General features: G+C 72.1%; 24 protein-coding genes. 13 read left to right on the top strand and 11 right to left on the bottom strand.

What is annotated here, in order from left to right; all coding sequences use genetic code 11:
* Nucleotides 1-15: 15 nt before the first annotated feature.
* Nucleotides 16-1,011 carry a LacI family DNA-binding transcriptional regulator gene (locus tag Q0D57_RS06160; RefSeq protein WP_291039912.1) on the top strand — a complete coding sequence of 332 codons (996 nt, stop codon included), beginning with the start codon at nucleotides 16-18 and terminating at the stop codon, nucleotides 1,009-1,011.
* Between the two features lie 109 nt (nucleotides 1,012-1,120).
* Here the strand turns inward: Q0D57_RS06160 and Q0D57_RS06155 are convergent, their stop codons facing one another.
* The 3 genes from Q0D57_RS06155 to Q0D57_RS06145 are packed head-to-tail and all read right to left on the bottom strand — an operon-like array spanning nucleotide 1,121 to nucleotide 4,568.
* Nucleotides 1,121-2,521: a glycosyltransferase gene (locus Q0D57_RS06155; RefSeq protein ID WP_291039911.1), complete on the bottom strand. Its 1,401-nt coding sequence runs from the start codon at nucleotides 2,519-2,521 to the stop codon at nucleotides 1,121-1,123.
* Nucleotides 2,518-3,609 (bottom strand): hypothetical protein, encoded by a 1,092-nt coding sequence (locus Q0D57_RS06150; RefSeq protein ID WP_291039909.1) that lies wholly within the window; start codon nucleotides 3,607-3,609, stop codon nucleotides 2,518-2,520. The genes Q0D57_RS06155 and Q0D57_RS06150 overlap by 4 nt, the downstream gene beginning before the upstream one ends.
* A complete protein-coding gene (locus Q0D57_RS06145; RefSeq protein ID WP_291039908.1) occupies nucleotides 3,606-4,568 on the bottom strand; it encodes a WcbI family polysaccharide biosynthesis putative acetyltransferase in 963 nt (320 codons plus the stop codon). The genes Q0D57_RS06150 and Q0D57_RS06145 overlap by 4 nt, the downstream gene beginning before the upstream one ends.
* Before the next feature lie 120 nt (nucleotides 4,569-4,688).
* On the opposite strand from Q0D57_RS06145, the gene Q0D57_RS06140 reads away from it, so the two are divergent.
* Nucleotides 4,689-4,937, top strand: a complete 249-nt coding sequence (locus Q0D57_RS06140) for a hypothetical protein (protein WP_291039907.1) — start codon at nucleotides 4,689-4,691, stop codon at nucleotides 4,935-4,937.
* 28 nt (nucleotides 4,938-4,965) lie between these two features.
* Here Q0D57_RS06140 and Q0D57_RS06135 read toward each other — a convergent pair whose 3' ends face one another.
* Nucleotides 4,966-5,532 (bottom strand): hypothetical protein, encoded by a 567-nt coding sequence (locus tag Q0D57_RS06135; RefSeq protein WP_291039906.1) that lies wholly within the window; start codon nucleotides 5,530-5,532, stop codon nucleotides 4,966-4,968.
* A 221-nt stretch (nucleotides 5,533-5,753) separates the two neighbouring features.
* Between Q0D57_RS06135 and Q0D57_RS06130 the strand changes: the two genes are divergently transcribed.
* A complete protein-coding gene (locus Q0D57_RS06130; RefSeq protein ID WP_291039981.1) occupies nucleotides 5,754-5,966 on the top strand; it encodes a DUF3072 domain-containing protein in 213 nt (70 codons plus the stop codon).
* 66 nt (nucleotides 5,967-6,032) lie between these two features.
* Here the strand turns inward: Q0D57_RS06130 and Q0D57_RS06125 are convergent, their stop codons facing one another.
* Together Q0D57_RS06125 and Q0D57_RS06120 are read right to left on the bottom strand one after the other, a co-directional pair.
* Nucleotides 6,033-6,308: a hypothetical protein gene (locus Q0D57_RS06125; protein ID WP_291039905.1), complete on the bottom strand. Its 276-nt coding sequence runs from the start codon at nucleotides 6,306-6,308 to the stop codon at nucleotides 6,033-6,035.
* Nucleotides 6,309-6,408: 100 nt separating this feature from the next.
* Nucleotides 6,409-6,567 (bottom strand): hypothetical protein, encoded by a 159-nt coding sequence (locus Q0D57_RS06120; protein WP_259529757.1) that lies wholly within the window; start codon nucleotides 6,565-6,567, stop codon nucleotides 6,409-6,411.
* A 186-nt stretch (nucleotides 6,568-6,753) separates the two neighbouring features.
* On the opposite strand from Q0D57_RS06120, the gene Q0D57_RS06115 reads away from it, so the two are divergent.
* From Q0D57_RS06115 to Q0D57_RS06085, 7 genes are all read left to right on the top strand, one after another.
* On the top strand, nucleotides 6,754-7,206 hold the full coding sequence (locus Q0D57_RS06115) for an Asp23/Gls24 family envelope stress response protein (RefSeq protein WP_291039902.1): 453 nt from the start codon (nucleotides 6,754-6,756) through the stop codon (nucleotides 7,204-7,206).
* Nucleotides 7,203-7,400, top strand: coding sequence for a DUF2273 domain-containing protein (locus tag Q0D57_RS06110; RefSeq protein WP_291039900.1), 198 nt, complete (start codon nucleotides 7,203-7,205; stop codon nucleotides 7,398-7,400). Before Q0D57_RS06115 ends, Q0D57_RS06110 begins: the two co-directional genes overlap by 4 nt.
* Nucleotides 7,397-7,792: a hypothetical protein gene (locus tag Q0D57_RS06105; protein ID WP_291039898.1), complete on the top strand. Its 396-nt coding sequence runs from the start codon at nucleotides 7,397-7,399 to the stop codon at nucleotides 7,790-7,792. Before Q0D57_RS06110 ends, Q0D57_RS06105 begins: the two co-directional genes overlap by 4 nt.
* Nucleotides 7,789-8,451, top strand: a complete 663-nt coding sequence (locus tag Q0D57_RS06100) for a DUF6286 domain-containing protein (RefSeq protein ID WP_291039896.1) — start codon at nucleotides 7,789-7,791, stop codon at nucleotides 8,449-8,451. The genes Q0D57_RS06105 and Q0D57_RS06100 overlap by 4 nt, the downstream gene beginning before the upstream one ends.
* Nucleotides 8,448-9,053 (top strand): hypothetical protein, encoded by a 606-nt coding sequence (locus Q0D57_RS06095; RefSeq protein ID WP_291039894.1) that lies wholly within the window; start codon nucleotides 8,448-8,450, stop codon nucleotides 9,051-9,053. Before Q0D57_RS06100 ends, Q0D57_RS06095 begins: the two co-directional genes overlap by 4 nt.
* Nucleotides 9,054-9,133: 80 nt before the next feature.
* Complete coding sequence (locus tag Q0D57_RS06090) at nucleotides 9,134-9,307, top strand: CsbD family protein (RefSeq protein ID WP_173184127.1); 174 nt, start codon at nucleotides 9,134-9,136, stop codon at nucleotides 9,305-9,307.
* Nucleotides 9,308-9,381: 74 nt separating this feature from the next.
* Nucleotides 9,382-10,389, top strand: a complete 1,008-nt coding sequence (locus tag Q0D57_RS06085) for a diacylglycerol kinase family protein (protein ID WP_291039890.1) — start codon at nucleotides 9,382-9,384, stop codon at nucleotides 10,387-10,389.
* Nucleotides 10,390-10,394: 5 nt separating this feature from the next.
* On the opposite strand, the gene Q0D57_RS06080 is transcribed toward Q0D57_RS06085, so the two are convergent.
* The 3 genes from Q0D57_RS06080 to Q0D57_RS06070 are packed head-to-tail and all read right to left on the bottom strand — an operon-like array spanning nucleotide 10,395 to nucleotide 11,812.
* The gene (locus Q0D57_RS06080; RefSeq protein WP_291039888.1) at nucleotides 10,395-11,390 is read right to left on the bottom strand and encodes a DUF4190 domain-containing protein; all 996 of its coding nucleotides are present in this window, start codon (nucleotides 11,388-11,390) and stop codon (nucleotides 10,395-10,397) included.
* A gap of 8 nt (nucleotides 11,391-11,398) precedes the next feature.
* Nucleotides 11,399-11,545 (bottom strand): hypothetical protein, encoded by a 147-nt coding sequence (locus Q0D57_RS06075; RefSeq protein WP_291039885.1) that lies wholly within the window; start codon nucleotides 11,543-11,545, stop codon nucleotides 11,399-11,401.
* A 39-nt stretch (nucleotides 11,546-11,584) separates the two neighbouring features.
* Nucleotides 11,585-11,812 carry a hypothetical protein gene (locus Q0D57_RS06070; protein ID WP_291039883.1) on the bottom strand — a complete coding sequence of 76 codons (228 nt, stop codon included), beginning with the start codon at nucleotides 11,810-11,812 and terminating at the stop codon, nucleotides 11,585-11,587.
* Between the two features lie 223 nt (nucleotides 11,813-12,035).
* Between Q0D57_RS06070 and Q0D57_RS06065 the strand changes: the two genes are divergently transcribed.
* A complete protein-coding gene (locus Q0D57_RS06065) occupies nucleotides 12,036-12,752 on the top strand; it encodes a GAF and ANTAR domain-containing protein (protein WP_291039880.1) in 717 nt (238 codons plus the stop codon).
* A 12-nt stretch (nucleotides 12,753-12,764) separates the two neighbouring features.
* Here the strand turns inward: Q0D57_RS06065 and Q0D57_RS06060 are convergent, their stop codons facing one another.
* The gene (locus Q0D57_RS06060; RefSeq protein WP_291039873.1) at nucleotides 12,765-13,145 is read right to left on the bottom strand and encodes a hypothetical protein; all 381 of its coding nucleotides are present in this window, start codon (nucleotides 13,143-13,145) and stop codon (nucleotides 12,765-12,767) included.
* A 159-nt stretch (nucleotides 13,146-13,304) separates the two neighbouring features.
* Here Q0D57_RS06060 and Q0D57_RS06055 point away from each other — a divergent pair, with 159 nt between their 5' ends.
* Nucleotides 13,305-13,832: a hypothetical protein gene (locus Q0D57_RS06055; protein WP_291039860.1), complete on the top strand. Its 528-nt coding sequence runs from the start codon at nucleotides 13,305-13,307 to the stop codon at nucleotides 13,830-13,832.
* Between the two features lie 165 nt (nucleotides 13,833-13,997).
* Nucleotides 13,998-14,285, top strand: coding sequence for a hypothetical protein (locus Q0D57_RS06050; protein ID WP_291039858.1), 288 nt, complete (start codon nucleotides 13,998-14,000; stop codon nucleotides 14,283-14,285).
* A 21-nt stretch (nucleotides 14,286-14,306) separates the two neighbouring features.
* Here Q0D57_RS06050 and Q0D57_RS06045 read toward each other — a convergent pair whose 3' ends face one another.
* Nucleotides 14,307-15,368: a GTP-binding protein gene (locus tag Q0D57_RS06045; protein WP_291039855.1), complete on the bottom strand. Its 1,062-nt coding sequence runs from the start codon at nucleotides 15,366-15,368 to the stop codon at nucleotides 14,307-14,309.
* Between the last annotated feature and the right edge of the window lie 46 nt (nucleotides 15,369-15,414).

The raw sequence follows: 15,414 nt of genomic DNA, 5'->3' as shown, positions 1-15,414 counted from the left end.
CGTCGCCGCCCGACCATGAAGAACGTCGCGGATCTCGCGGGCGTCGGGATCAAGACGGTGTCGAGGGTCATCAACAACGAGCCGTACGTCTCGGAGGAGACGGTGGCGAAGGTGCGCCGGGCGGCCGAGCAGCTGCAGTACCAGCCCGACGTGCACGCGGGGAACCTCAGGCGATCCGACCGGCGCACGGGCACGCTCGGCCTTCTCGTCGGCAGCGTGGCCAACCCCTTCTCCGCGGCCGTGCACCGCGCCGTGGAGGACGCGGCACTCGCCCGCCACGTGGCCGTGTTCGCCTCGAGCCTCGATGACGACCCCGAACGGGAGGTCTCCTCGGTCGAGGCGTTCCTCCGGCGCCGGGTCGACGGCCTGATTCTCACGACCATCCAGTCCAGCCAGGCCTACCTCGGCGCCCAGGTGGAGCAGGGCATCCCCCTCGTCTTCGTCGACCGGCGCCCGAGCGGCATCGTGGCCGACACCGTGCTCACCGACAACGCCGAGGGGGCGGCGCGGGCGGTCGAGCACCTCCTCCGGGTGGGTCATCGCCGGATCGCCTACCTCGGTGACAGCACCGACATCTTCACCGCCCGCGAGCGCAAGCGCGGCTACCTCGACACCCTCCGGCACGGCGGCATCGCGCCGGATCCCCGTCTCATCGTCGACGGGCTCGGCGACGAGACGCTCGCCGCCGAGGCGGTGGCGTCGCTGCTCGCGCTCGACGACCCGCCCACGGCGATCTTCGGCGCGCAGAACCTCATCACCATCGGCGCGATCATGGCGCTGCGGGCGGCGGGTGCCTCGGCGCGGGTGGCTCTCGTGGGCTTCGACGACGTGCCCATGGCGGCCCTGCTCGAACCGGCCGTCACCGTCATCGCCCAGGACCCGGCGTCGATCGGGGCGATCGCGGCCCGCCTGGTCTTCGAACGGCTCGACGGGTTCGACGAGCCCGCCCGTGACTTCATCGTGCCGACCCGGCTGATCGTGCGGGGCTCGGGGGAGATCGCACCGGGCTGAGCGACGCCTCTGCGCCGGAGGGCTCGGTGGTGGGCGAGGGGCGGTTCGTGCTGGGCGTGGGGCGGCTCGTGGTCGGCGTGGAGCAGCTCAGGAGAGGCCTGCGGGCGGTTCAGGCCGGGTCGCCCCATCCGCCCAGGTAGGCGGCGAGGTCGGACTGCGGTGCGAGCGCGACGAACGGGGCCGGGAGGCGCTCGGTGCGCCAGCCCGTGTCGTCGCCCCAGCGGCGGAGGCGGGCGAGGCGGCGGGTCGACGTGAGGGCGAGGGCGAAGGGCGCCCGGGGGGAGACGAGCTCCACCGTGCCGAGGGTGCCGCGCCCCACCCGGGCCGAGGCTTCGGTGAGCAGCCGGCCGAAGGGCTCGGAGTCGGCCTCGGCCACGCCGAACACCGACGGCACGGCGATGAGGGTGCGCGCGAGGCCGACGGCACCGGATCGGTCGCCCGTGATGCGGGAGTCGTGCCCGAGGAGGCGGGCCGACGCCTCGTCGGCCGCCACCAGCAGAGCGGTCGGCAGGGCGCGCAGCAGCGTGTCGGCCGTGCGGTAGACCGCCGCGGGATCGCCCTCGGGAAGCAGCACCACGACATCCGGCCGAGCGGATGCGACACCACGGCCGGTCGCACCCGGCACCGTGATGCGCGGCAGCAGCGCCAGGGTCTCGGCGTTCTTCTTCTCGCTCGCCCGCACGGGGTCGGACTCGCGGAGCGCCGCATCCGCGCCGTTGTGCCAGGCCACGGCCTCCGGCACGTGCGCGAGGATCGCTCCGGCCACCCAGGCGCGGTGCGCCCAGTCCCAGTCCTCGCCGCCGTACTCGACGAACGCCTCGTCGAAGCCGCCGAGCTCGTCGAAGAACCAGCGCGAGCAGCACAGCACGGCACCGATGAGGTGGCGGTAGGAGCGCTCGTCGGCGTCGAGCAGATCGCGGCTGTCGGCGTACGCCTCGCGGAGCCACCTCGGCTCGGGAAGCTCCCGGCCGGCCGCGGCCTGCGCGATCGGGATGCCACTGCCGCCGCCGCCGCTGCTGTCGGTGCCACTGCCACTGCTGCTGCCGCCCCCGACGAACGGGGCGAGGTCGGCGTGGCGGCGGCGGCCCACCGTGACGGCCTCCGGCGCCAGAGCCGGCAGGCGGGTGATGGCCTCGACGTAACCGGGCTCGGGGGCGGTGTCGGCGTCGAGGAAGCACAGCACCGAGCCCGACGAGGCCGCGACACCGGCGTTCCGCGCGGCCGCCGCACGGAAGCCGCGGTCCTCCTGCACGAGGAGCGTCACGCCGGGCGGCACCGACGGAGGGGTCGCCGATCCGTCGTCGACGACCACCACCTCGAGGCGATCGGCCGGATGCGTCTGGGCGGCGAGCGCCGCGAGGGTGCGGGCGAGGTCGTCGTGCTGCTCGAAGTGCACCACGATGACCGAGACCATCGGGGGCGAGGCGGGCACCTGCCCGTCGAGCACGCTCCAGTCGTTGCCGGGCACCGTGCGCCCGAACGGCGGGGCCGTGGGCTCGGAGCTCTTCATCGCGCCATCGCCTCGGCCCAGAACGCGCAGTAGAGGTCGACCGCGTCGCGGCCCGTGGGGTGCAGCGACTCGTCGCCCGACAGCCAGGTCGAGGCCGGGTCGGCGAGCGCGCGGGCGATGGCCTCGGCCAGATCCTCGGGGCCCACCAGCGTGAGGGTGCCGGGCCGAAGGGCTGCCATCTCCTCCATGTAGCGGCTCCGCACCACGAGGGGTCGGCGACCGGCGCTGATCCACGAGGCGAGCGAGCCCGAGGCCGACACGTGGTCGTGCGCGATCACGGGCACGGCCACCCTCCTCGACCGGCGCAGCAGTTCGGGGTCGCTGAGGTAGCCGGTGGCCTCGAAGCGGAGGCCGCGCCGGGCGGCCCGCGCGCGCATCCGCTCGAGGTCGGGCTCATGACCGCCCGACGCCCGCCCGAGTGCGACCACCCGCGGCGGCACCGCACGCGCATCCGATGCTCCCGTGGCAGCGAGCCGGCCGACGGCCTCCAGCACGCGGTCGTGCCCCTTGCCCGGGTAGTAGAAGCCGAGCAGTGCCACCTCCTGCTCCAGCTCCGCCGGCCGGGCGAACGGATGCGCCGCCGCGACCGGCAGCGGGATGACCGTCGGCGACACCTCGCCCGAGGTGAACTCCCGCAGCAGGTCGGCCTCGTGCCGGCTGTTGCAGACCACGCCCGAGGCGGCCTCGACGACCCGGCGGTACGCCGCGGCCCGCCGGTCGAAGTGCAGGCGGTCGGAGGGCTGCGGCACGTCGTGCAGCGTGGCCGTGAAGGGGCGCTCGGCGGCGATGGCCTCGATGGCAGCCGCGGCCGACGCGGCGTCGGCACCCCAGAGGCGGTCGGTGAAGTGCAGGTGCACCCAGCCGCCGGCGCCCGGGAGGGAGGTGGGTGAGGCGGCGGGGTCGACCCCCGAGAGCTCGGTCGAGGGGTGCAGCGCGTGCACGCTCTCGGCGAGATGGCGCGCGTAGGTGCTCACGCCGTGCTCCGGTTGACCGGTGAGGAGGAGCGTGGGCGGGGTCCAGCCGGGCGCGGGTCGCGGCGGCGGTGGGAGCGGGAGGTCGCGGGCGTGACGGTCCGCGGCGGTCGTCACGCGTCCGCCAGCAGCGACAGCGCCTCGGCATGACGGGCGACACCCGCGGCCACGACGTCGGGATGCTCGCCGTACCAGGCGAGGTGCGCCCGGCGCACGTCGTCATCCGGCACCTGCTCCCCATCGACGGTCCAGTCCGCCGTCGCGGGCGCCGTGAGCTCCCACGCGTCGATCACCACGGCGCTCCGCGGAGCGTGGATGCCGTTCAGCAGCGGGCGGTCGAGCTCGACCGGATCGCCGTCGAGACCGAGGTGCGCGGCCACACGGGCGGCGAGCTCGGTCCAGACCGGGTTCCCGGGGTGGTTGATCGTGCGCAGGAGGTCGAACGACGGGTGCTCGAAGAGATCCGAGACGGGGACCGCGCCGTGCCGCTGCTCACGCGACCGCAGCTCGCGCTGCGAGAGCGCTCCGATCGCGTGAGTGCCGCGGACGGTGAGCGGCGGCAGCGGGTTGCCCGCCGCCTCGGCGAGCGTGCGCAGGTCGTGGTATGGCACCACGGGAGGCGAGAGCGACGGGTCGCGGGGAGGGCGCACGAGGGCATGAGCCGGGTACAGGGCGGCCGAGCGGATGACCGGCACCACCGCGGTGAGGCGCGTGGCTCCGCCAATGCCCGTGCCGGTGGCGGTGCCGGTGCTCGCGCCCGCGCGCGCGAACAGCTGTCGCGTGCCGATCGGCAGGCCGTGGTAGTCGTCGCGCACGGGCTGGCTGATGAGAATCGACACGGAGTCGAGGAGGCGGTCGAGGTGGGGCACGTCGTCGGCCGTGAGCTCGTGCACGGGCGGAGTGCGCACCCAGGCCACCGAATCCGGAAGCGCGAGCCGCAGCGACTCGGCCTGGCAGTTGCCCATGACGAGTCCGAGGGGGCGGTCGTCGTCGGGCACGGCGCCGTAGAACCCGGCGAAATGGGTGCGCCGCCCGGCATCGGCAGACGCGGGCGTGCTGTGGGGGTGGAGAGGCATCCCTCCCAGGATGCCTCGATTCGCCCACGGCGCCATACATCGTGCCGTCCGGGGCCGTCCGGGGCCGTCCGGGGCCGACCGGGCTGGTGGGCGCCGCGAGGGTGGAGTAGGTGTGGAGGCATGACTGCACGAGAGAACGACGACCGACTCGACGACCCCGACCTGGCCGGAGAGACCGTGACGAACGACGCCGTGGCCGGGGAGACCGTGTTCTCCGGCGTCGGAGACGGCAACGACGGGCCCACCGGCGGCGCTCCCGGAGAGGCTCAGCCCGACTGGGACCGCTACGCGCCGAGCATGCCGGGCTCCGACGAGTCCCAGCCGGTGGGTGACAAGGCGCCCGACGACCTCCGCGACACCGACGAGTAGCGCCGCGAGGACGAGGCGGGGTGGGCTGCTAGCCCATCCCGCAGTTCTCGCTCACGGCCTCGCCGCACATCACGCCGAGGGCGACGAAGAAGATGAACCCGACGGTGCCGAGCAGCACGACGAGGATCGGGTTGCCGACGGTGAGGATCCACGCGAACACCACCGCCACCGACACCCGCCTCCTCCGCCCGGTGGCGAGCCGCGCTCGCCGTGACCGCACGTGGTGGGCGATCAGGAGCCCGAGGCCCACGACCCACAGGGCGGCCGTGACCGTCAGGTAGAGACCGATCGGCAGCTGGCCATCGGTGAACCTCGCCAGGTGTGCGCGGGGGCCTCCCGGCGAGCGGAAGACCGCGACGGCCATGAGCGCGGTGACCACGAAGAAGGCGCCGCCCACGACGATGCTGCCCACGGGGAGCCAGCCGGCGGGCTGGTCGAGGGGCGGTTGCGCGGGCGCCGGCGGGGGAGTCACCGAGGAGACGACGTTCCAGGCGGCCGCCGCCGGCCAGCCGGTGGAGACGAGCTCGGAGACCACCACCCGGGGTGCGGCCCCGGAGGCGAGGCGGGAGTGAGCGTAGCGGCGGGCCTCGTCCATGCGACGAGCCTAGCCAGTCCGCCGCTCGCATCACGATGCCGCTCGCGCCGCAACCCCTGGCGGTGTCGAGGGGGCGGCGTACGCTCCAGCCCATGAGCGACACCACCCACACCGACACCCCCGACGACAACCCCAATGGCCCGGATGCGCGCGAGTCCTTCGCCGACAACGAGCAGATCGCGTCCCCCGCCGATGCCGGCGCAGGCTCGGGCGAGACCGAGATGCTCGGCGGTGCCGGGCCCGATCCGGCGCAGTCGGCGAGCAAGGATCCGGAGGACTGGGTCACGGGCGACGAGCCCATGACCGGCCCGCAGAAGAGCTACCTCGACACCCTCCTCCGAGAGGCGGGCGAGGAGCTGCCGGCCGACCTCACGAAGGCGGAGGCCTCGGAGCACATCGACCGGCTCCAGAAGCTCACGGGCCGCGGGCAGTAGCCTCCCGCCCGGAACGGCGAAAGGCCCCGCCCCTCGAGGAGGGACGGGGCCTTTCGTGGTCGAGGCTCAGTACGTGGTGTACGTAGCCATCGACATGGCGCCGACGACGCCGACGATGCCGAAGATGATGCCGAGCACGGTCAGGATCGCGCCCACGATCACGCCGGCGAGAGCCGGGGTGTTCTTGTAGCCGGCCTTCTTCGACTGCGACAGGGCGATGGCGCTGATGATGAGGCCGATCAGGTTCGCGATGATCGCGACGACGAGGCCGACGATGCCGAGCGTCTTGCCCGGGAAGTCGGTGCCGGCGGGCGCGGTGGTGAGAGTGTCCTTGTTCGTCATGATGTTTTCCCCCAGGGAGAGTTCGGTGTGGAACTCCTGAATGTAGCGGGTTCCCTCCCTGACGGCACCTCGCGGGGATGGGGAGAACTCCCCATCCCCGTCACGCCTTGCGGCGGATGTAGCGGAGGATCGCCGCGATGATCGCGAGGATGACGATGACGAGTCCGATCCAGAGCAGGAACTTGGCCGCTTCGACGAAGAGGCCGATGAAGAGGAGGACGAGTCCGATGACGAGGGCGACGATTGCGATTCCGATCATGCATCCAGTGTGGCCCTGAACGCCGCACCGTGCACATTCGGTCCCGGTCGCCAGGTGTCTAGATGAACTAATGACTAGCCGTTCTAGATGAATCCGGATATTTTCATGACGAAGGCGTGACGAATCCCGAGCAGGGTGCGTCTCACCGGTGACAACGCAACAGCACCCGAACCGAAGGAGCACACCATGGCCACCTCGACGCCCACGCCGACCACCGCCACCGTCACGAGCACCACGAGCTCACCCACCAACCTGCAGACCGCCCTCGGCAAGACCGTCATCAACGACGGCGTCGTGGCGAAGGTCGCCGGTATCGCCGCCCGCGAGGCCCGCGGCGTGTACGCCCTCGGTGGCGGAGCGGCCCGCGCGTTCGGCGCCATCCGCGAGGCCGTCGGCGGAGTCGACCAGACCCAGGGCATCAGCGTCGAGGTCGGCGAGACCCAGGTCGCCGTCGACGTCACGATCGTGGCCGAGTACCCGCTCTCGCTGCAGGACGTCGCCGACGGCGTGCGCTCCGGCGTCATCCAGGCCGTCGAGACCATCGTCGGCCTCCAGGTCACCGAGGTCAACGTGACCGTCAACGACGTGCACCTGCCCTCCGACGACGTCGACGAGACCCCCGAGGCGCGAGTCCAGTGACCGCCTCCGCCACCCGCACCGGAATCCTGGTCGGGGCGGTCCTCGCCCTGACCTGGGTCGTGATCGGCTTCTGGGCCTTCTTCTTCGTGGCCGTCGCCATGGCGATCGGCGCCCTCGTCGGCCGCATCGTCGAGGGCAAGCTCAGCGTCGCCGGCCTCGTCGACGCCTTCCGCGGGAAGCGCTCGTCGTCATGAGCGCAGCCCCGACCAGCACTGCCGCGGCCGACGCTGCCGCGACGGAGCCGAGGGGCCGCAACCGGATCGCCGCGAAAGCCCTCAACCGGGTGGTGGCGGCCGTCACGGCCGACGCCCTCGACGTCAAGGCCTCCCGCGTGGGGGTCGACATCGCCGACGAGAAGGGACTGCTCGTGCTCACCGTCTCGACACCCATCCGGGTCGTGTCGCTGAACCGTGTGCAGGCCGGCTCCGACGTGGTGGCGCGCACCGGCGGCTCCGTCGTCGACCGCGCCGCCGCCGCCCAGGAGACCATCCGCGACCGCGTCCGGGCCCTCACCGGTTCGGCCGTCTCCCGCGTGGTCGTGCGGCTCACCGCCGCCGACATCCGAGAAGAGGACAGAGTCCGATGAGCACCACCCTCGCCAAGCCGGCCCCCCAAGCCCCGGATGCGCGCACCACCGCCCCCACGGCTCCGGCGCGCGCATCCGGACCCTCCTTCGGCCCCGTCTACCGACGGATCCTGCGCCGGGAGACCCACTCGCCGCGCTCGCTCCTCGCGATCGTGCTGGCCGTGCTGCTCATCGTGACGCTCGCCTGGGTGGGCACCGAGATCGTGATCGCCCTGATCGGCGCCCCTGCGCTGCTCGTGGCTCCGGTCGACATGTTCACCTCCACCGTCGGCCTCGCCGCCGCCCCCGCGGCGATCGTGGCGGCGGCGGGCATCGTGGCGGCCGTGATCGGGCTCGTGCTCGTGATCGCCGCCCTGTCGCCCGGCCGGCGTGCGCGCCATGTGCTCGCCTCCGAGCGCACGGCCGTGGTGGTCGACAACGAGGTGATCGCCTCGGCGCTCGCCCGGCACGCCTCGGTCGCCGGCAACGTCGACCCCGACAACGCCTCGGTCTCGGTCTCGCACCGGCGTGCCGTGGTGCACCTGACCCCCACCTCGGGCATCCCCGTCGACCGCGACGAGGTCACCGCCGAGACGGCTCGCCGCCTCGCCGGCTACGGCCTCAGCCCGGCGGTCTCGGCGCGTGTGCGCCTCGCGGAGAGCGGGAGGATCGGCGCATGAACAGCACCAACCGGGCGGCCAACCGCCTCCTCATCCTCATCGTCGGCCTGTTCCTCGTGGTCGTCGGCGCGGCAGCAGCGGCCGCCGTGCTGATCCCCGTGGTGCGCGACGCCTGGAAGGCGATCGCGGGCGACGTGAACGCCCAGGTCGCCTCCTGGCTGCAGGCCACCCCGCTCGGCGACACCGGGGTGAGCTGGATCATGCCGGCCGTGCTCGTCGTGCTCGTGCTCGCCGTCATCCTGCTCATCGTCTTCATCGTGCGGCAGGGGCGCGGTCACACCCGCACCGTGCTCTCCGAGGGCACGAGCGAGCACGGCCGCACCGAGATCGACGCGGCGCTCGCCGCGAACGCCCTCGAGGACGCGATCGGGTCCCGACCCGAATTCATCGCCTCGCACGTCTCGGCCTACCGGGTGCGCCGCACGCCGGTGCTCAAGGTCGCGGTCACCTGCCGGCGAGGTGTCTCGCCGAAGGACGCCGCGGACATCGTCGATGGCGCCGTGCGTGCCCTCGACGAGCTGCTCGGCCGGCCGCTGCCGGCGCTCGTGCAGATCAGCGGGGGGTTCCGGGCCCGCACGGGCTCGAGCACCCGTCTGCAATGACCGACCACTGACTCAACCCCGGGCGCGTGCGACCCGCAGGCGCCCTCCCACCCGAAGAACACCATCGAAAGGAGCTCGACATGAGCGCAGCAGACAAGATCAAGAACGCCGCCGAAGACCTGGCCGGCAAGGCCAAGGAGGCCGTGGGCAAGGTCACGAACAACGACGAGCTCGTCGCCGAGGGCAAGGCCGACCAGACCAAGTCGGACGTGAAGCAGGCCGGCGAGAACGTCAAGGACGCCTTCAAGAACTGATCGGCGCACCATCCGAGAGCACGACCGTCACCCGGTGGCGGTCGTGCTCCCTTCGCGTGAGGGAGACTGAGCACATGACCACCACTTCTGCCGAACCGCGCACCGTCGCGGTCGTCATCAACCCCTCGAAGTTCACCGACGTCGACGAGGTCAAGGCCATCGTGGCCGCCGGCGCCGCGCGCGCCGGCTGGAACGAGCCGCTCTGGTTCGAGACGAGCATCGAGGACTCCGGCGCCGCCGCGGGTCGCGAGGCCCTCGAGGCGGGCGCCGATCTCGTGTGCGCCATGGGAGGAGACGGCACCGTGCGCGCGGTCGCCGGCGTGCTCCGCGGCACCGGAGTGCCCTACGGGCTGCTGCCGAGCGGCACCGGCAACCTCCTCGCCCGCAACCTCGGCCTGCCGCTGAACTCCCTCGACGACGCCGTCGAGATCGCCCTGCTCGGCCAGGAGCGCGCCATCGACGTGGGCACCGCCACGTTCGACGACGGCGAGGAGCGCACCTTCGTGGTGATGGGCGGAGTCGGGCTCGACGCCCAGATCATGGACAACACCGACGACGAGCTGAAGAAGAAGGTCGGCTGGGGCGCCTACGTCGCCGCCGGCGCGCCCGCCCTGTTCAAGGGCGGCTTCGAGGCCACGCTCACCATCGACGGCGAGGCCGAGGAGCCCACCGACTGCCTCATGGTGCTCGCCTGCAACTGCAGCTCGGTGGTGGCCAACATCGAGCTCGCCACCGGCGCGGTGCTCGACGACGGCGACCTCGAGCTCGTGATGCTGCGGCCGAACGCCGTGGCCGGCTGGCTCGGCGTCGCGATCGACGTCGCCACCCGCAACCGCAACGGGCTCGCGTCGCTCAAGCAGTGGCCCGGCCGCGAGTTCGAGTTCGAGCTCGACCAGCCCGTGCTCGCCGAGCTCGACGGCGACCCGGTGGGCGAGACCACGCGGGGCCGCTTCGGCGTCGATCCCGGATCGCTGATCGTGCGCCTCCCCGTGCCCGCCTCGCAGATCCCGGGGCTCACCCCGCGCACCGCGGTGGCGCTCGACGACACCGACGACACAGCGCCGGACCCCTCCGCCTCCTGAGGCTGCTACTGCAGGAGGGGATCGGTGGGTGTGATCGTCCAGTCGCCGTCGGCGATCACCTGGGCGTAGCCGGGGCCGCTGAGGTCGACGGATCCGTCGAGGTCGACGTCGTCCGCGGGGTCGATGACGACCTCGGGCGATCCGGTGGCGTACGACACCAGACCGAACAGTCCGGCGCCGTCATGGGTCACGGCGGCCTCGAAGAACTCCTCGGTGAAGAGGACCACCCGGTCGCCCGCACCCGACACCTCGCCGGAGGACGGGGTCACCGACGACACGTCGTCGACCACGAGAGACCACAGGCCCGTCGTGGTCACCGTCAGCTCGGTCGTGGGGTCGTCGAACCCGGTCGGGTCGAGCAGGTACTGGCCGTTCCAGGGCCCCTCCACCTCGACGAGCTCGGGCGCGGAGCCGTTCGTCTCCAGCGACGTCGGACCCTCGCACGCGGGGCAGTCGAAGGTGACGACTCCCGCGCGCCCCGCCAGGTCGATGACCACGACGTCGTCGCCCTCGCCCGTGAATACCTGGCGCTCGGCGGCCGAGCCCGGTGCCGGATCCGGATCGAGCGGACCGCCTGCGGTCGGCAGCTCGGGCGCGGGCGAGGGGGTGATCTGCAGCGGGGGCAGCGAGATGGCCGTGGGACGGTTCGACTCGACGCTGTCGATGAGCGCCGTGACCCCGATGACGGTGTACACGACGATGAGGACGATGGAGAGCAGGGTGCCCACACCGCCGAGGATGGCGCCCGTGAGCGCCTTCCCCTTGCCGCGGGAGCGGGCCCGGTTCACGCCGATGAGCCCGACCACGAGCGCCGCGATGCCCACGAACACCGCGAGCAGGTTGAGGATGGGCACGAACGCGAGCACCATCGTGACGATGCCCAGGATGAGGGCGGTCGTGGCGAGGGCTGTGCCGCCCTGCGGCTGGTTCTGCGGTTGGTTCTGTGGCTGTGGCTGTGGCTGCGGCTGTCCGTACACCGGTCCCTGCTCCGGGTGGCTCATCTCGCCTCTCAGCCCCTCAGGTCCTCGCCGAGCGACTTGATCGACCTCAGCGCGTCCTCGGTCTCGGCCTTGGCTGGGTTCTCCGCGGCGTTCTCCGCTCTGGTGTCGTCGGCCGCGTCGGGCCCGTGCGCATCCTTCTCGTCCTGTGGCTCCATGAGCCCGAGCGTATCGGGGTGGCCCCGGATGCGCCCGTGTCAGCCGCCGAGATACCGGCGCAGCAGGATCTCGTGGGTGCGGAAGCGCCACCGCACGCGCACCATCGTGACGCCCTCGGCGCGCAGCTGGGCCGCCGTGCCCTTCGTGAGGCGGGAACCCTCCGCGGCCTTCCAGCCTCCGGCTCCGGCGTAGACCCCCACGATCTTCGGGCGGGCTTCGCTCGAGCCGAACTTTCCGACACCATAGCTGGTCACTGAATCAGGCACGCGCATCCTCGAGATCGGCCGGGCCTTCGGACAAGACGTGACGTCGGCTCGTGCCCGGGGATGGATCGGTGATCGGGAGGCGAGCGACGGGTGGGTGTCGTCGCTCGCCAGGTCGACTCTAGTTCCAGGGGGGTCGGCGCCGTATCCCCTGTTCGGGTGACTTCTGCTTGTCTTTCGGCGGCCGGGAGACGAGGGTGAGAGCAGAGCGACGGGACGGTGGGGCATGGACGAGACGCAGGCTGCGGAGACGGCGTTCGCCGAGGCCATCGTGGAGCTCGCAGACACCCTGCGGCCCGAGCACGACGTGATCGACACGATGGACAGGCTCGTCGCGGCCGCCACCGCGGTGACCCCCGCCGTCGACGCGGGCATCGTGCTGGCGGATGCGCAGGGCGCGCTGCGCGTCGTGGCCTCCACGAGCGAGCGGGCCGCCGAGGTGGAGGAGGCGCAGCTCGGGGCCGACGAGGGGCCCTGCCTCGAGGCCTACCGATCGGCGGCGCCGGTCGAGAGCACCCGGCTCGACGCCGAGCGCGACCGGTGGCCGCGCTTCGTGGAGCTCGCCGAGCAGAGCGGATTCCGCGCCGTCTACGCGGTGCCGCTCACGCTGCGGGGGCACCACCTGGGGGCGGTGGGCATCTTCTTCGATCGGCCGGAGGCGCTCGACGACCGGTCGGCGGCGCTCGTGCAGGCGATGGCGCAGGTGGCGACGATCGCGGTCGTGCAGCAGCGCACCATCGCGGAGCACGCCGACCTCGCCGCGCAGCTGCAGCGCGCGCTCGACGCCCGCGTGCTGATCGAGCAGGCCAAGGGACTCGTGGCCAGTCGGCACGGCATCAGCATCGACGCTGCCTACCAGCTGCTGCGGGGCCAGGCCCGGCGGGAGCAGCGGCGCCTGAGAGATCTCGCGGAGGAGCTCGTCAACGGGCACCTCGCTCTCTGAGCGGGCCCGCGTCTAGAACCCGCCGTGGCCGGAGGTGCGATGCACCTCGTGCTCGGTGATCTCGAGGCACGCGGCGATGTCGGCGGGAGGCATCCGCTTCGAGCGCAGCTTGAGGGCGGCGTGACCGAGCTCGCGTTCGGCGGCGGTGTGCTGGCCCGTCGCGCGGAACCGGCGAGCCTTCTCGAGGTGCTTGCCCACCTCGCCGGGGAAGTCGAACCGCACCACGACGTCATCCGGTGCGATCTCAGCTGCGCCGCCCGGGGCGGCCGGGGTGTGCAGGCTGACCAGATGCGGGATGCTGCCGACGCTGTCGGCGGTGAAGGCGAACCCCGAGCCCTCGATGACGACCCGCCAGGCCCCGAACTTCCACCGCGCAACCGCCACGACACCCACAGAGACACCCTTCCGACGCGATTCCCGAAATCACGCCGACCAGGTTCAGGGGCCGACAACCCGCCATAGTACGGTCTCGAACCGCCCCCACGAAATCGAGCCGCTCGCACCCGACCTCACCTGCTTAAGTGAGCTAATGTCATGCACTGTGATCCCCAAATGAGTGTCGTCTTTGTGGATGAGAGCAAGAATCGGAAGTACACAGTCGTCGCCGCGGTGATCGAGCCGGGCAAGCTGGCGACGATGCGGCAAGCGCTGAGGGCCCTGGTGCTGCCCGGTCAGCGCCGTCTCCACTTCACCCACGAGAGCGATGCTCGGCGTCGCGCCGTCCTGACGAGGCTCGTCGAACTCGAGGTTGCCGCCCATGTGTTCCAGTCAGGACTGGCTCGGGAACGCGACGCGCGGGAAGAATGCCTCGGCGAACTCGTCGCCTTCGCGGTGCGGGAAGGGCATCGGCGGATCGTGTTGGAGCGTGATGCATCGATCGAGAAGTCGGACAGGCGGGTCCTCTTCCGTGAACTGCGCGCTCGGGGAGCGGGCGATGGGTTCCAGTACGAGTTCGAGGGGCCCATCGATGAGCCGTTGCTGTGGATTCCCGATGCGGTCGCCTGGAGCTTCGTCAAAGGTGGCGATTGGCGTCGGCGGATAGCAACGATCGTTCAGGGTGTGACGACGGCAGGGGCTTAACCGCGGAACTCGGCCCACCCACCGTCCGGAAGGCTGCCGAGTCCACTTCGCTCCGCTAGTGCGGACGCGCTTGGTGATTATACGTCATCTCCGGATCCCGCGCGAGGGTCTCGCGAGGGCGCAAGCCCCTTGCGGGAGGCAGGGAGCGGTGGGTTCGCTGGGGGCATGAGCGCGATCGACGACCCCACGGAACGACCTCAGACCCTGCAGCGGCCGCGAGGAGGTGTGGACCCCGTCGCCGTCGTGGCGGTGCTCGGCGGGCTCGTCGCGATCGTGACGCTGGTGGTGGGGATCCCGACGTGGATCCCGCTGTGGTTCGCGGTGATCGGGATGTTCGCCGGAGTGGTGTCGGTGCTGCGGTCGCGGCCCTCGGCCGCGCGGTGGCTGGCGACGGTCGGAGTCGTGGTGTCGGCGGTGCCGTTCGTGATGTTCTTCTTCTACATCACGACCTGAGGCGGGCGGGGCCCGGCGCGGTCAGTGGTGGTGGATCGTCCACTCCGGGAACGGGTCGGCCCAGCGTGACCAGACCCCCGCTCCCGCCACGAGCTCCTCGCCTCGCACGAGGCAGTCGCCGAGCACGGCCGCCAGCGCGTCGCCGTCGAGGTCGAGCCCGAAGAAGGCGATCTCCTGCCCAACGGGTGACTCCGGATCCCAGTTGAGCATCAAGGTCGGATCGATGTCGACCACGTCGCCGGCGCTCGACCAGGAGCCCACCCGCTCGGGCCGCGACGCGAGGCGCACGAATCCGCGGGAGCGCGCGATCCGCCCCACCCGGTCCGGAGTGAGGTGCTGCTGGATCGCCTCGTGCAGGCGCTCGGGATGGAACGGCCGGGGATCGCGGAAGACGAAGGCGCCGATCGGGGCGCGCCGCCCGGTCGCGGGAGTGCCGGTGGCGAGCTGCTGCTGCCAGCCCATCGCGGCGCCCAGGCGGTGCGCCCGCCCGCGCACGACGACGGCCGCGGCGCGCGGGCGTGCGTTGCCGAGGTTCTCGAGCGCCACGATCCGGGCCGCGGGGGCGAGGCGAGCGAGGAACGACTGCACGAGGCCGAGCTCGGGGGGAGCCGACGCGGTGTCGGTCAGCACGATCAGGCTCGCGAACTCGAGTCGGCGGGCGAGCCTGCCCGGTGAGTCGAAGTCGCCGCCGCGGCGGAAGGCCGACGGATCGGATCCGGTCACGAAGAGCAGGGCGAGGATCTCTCGGACGGACGACACCGCCACGACGTCGCGGATGCCGACGGCGACGGCCGGCTCCTGCCCGCCGAGCACGTGCTCGAGCACGAGAGCCACCTCGACCACGTCGGTGCCGGGTTCGAGCACGATCGCGGTCGTTCCGGTGAGCCCGTTGCGGGAGGCCTCGGCGAGGTCGTCGGCGAGTCCGGTGGCGAACTCCGCGTCGTCGACGTCGGGGGCCTCGATCTCGCGCGGAGGGTCGGTGGGGGAGGCGCCGCAGAGCAGTCGGGCCACGACGGAATTCGCGACGGCATCGCTGCCGCTCACGAGGGTGACGGCCAGACCGGGTGACGTGGGGGCGCTCATGTCGACTAGGCTACTTGAGAACAGTTCTCAATAACAATCGGAGGTC

Origin of the sequence: Herbiconiux sp. (genome assembly GCF_023264895.1) — a bacterium.
Lineage (GTDB): Bacteria > Actinomycetota > Actinomycetes > Actinomycetales > Microbacteriaceae > Herbiconiux.
This window is presented reverse-complemented; position numbering and strand designations above follow the sequence as displayed.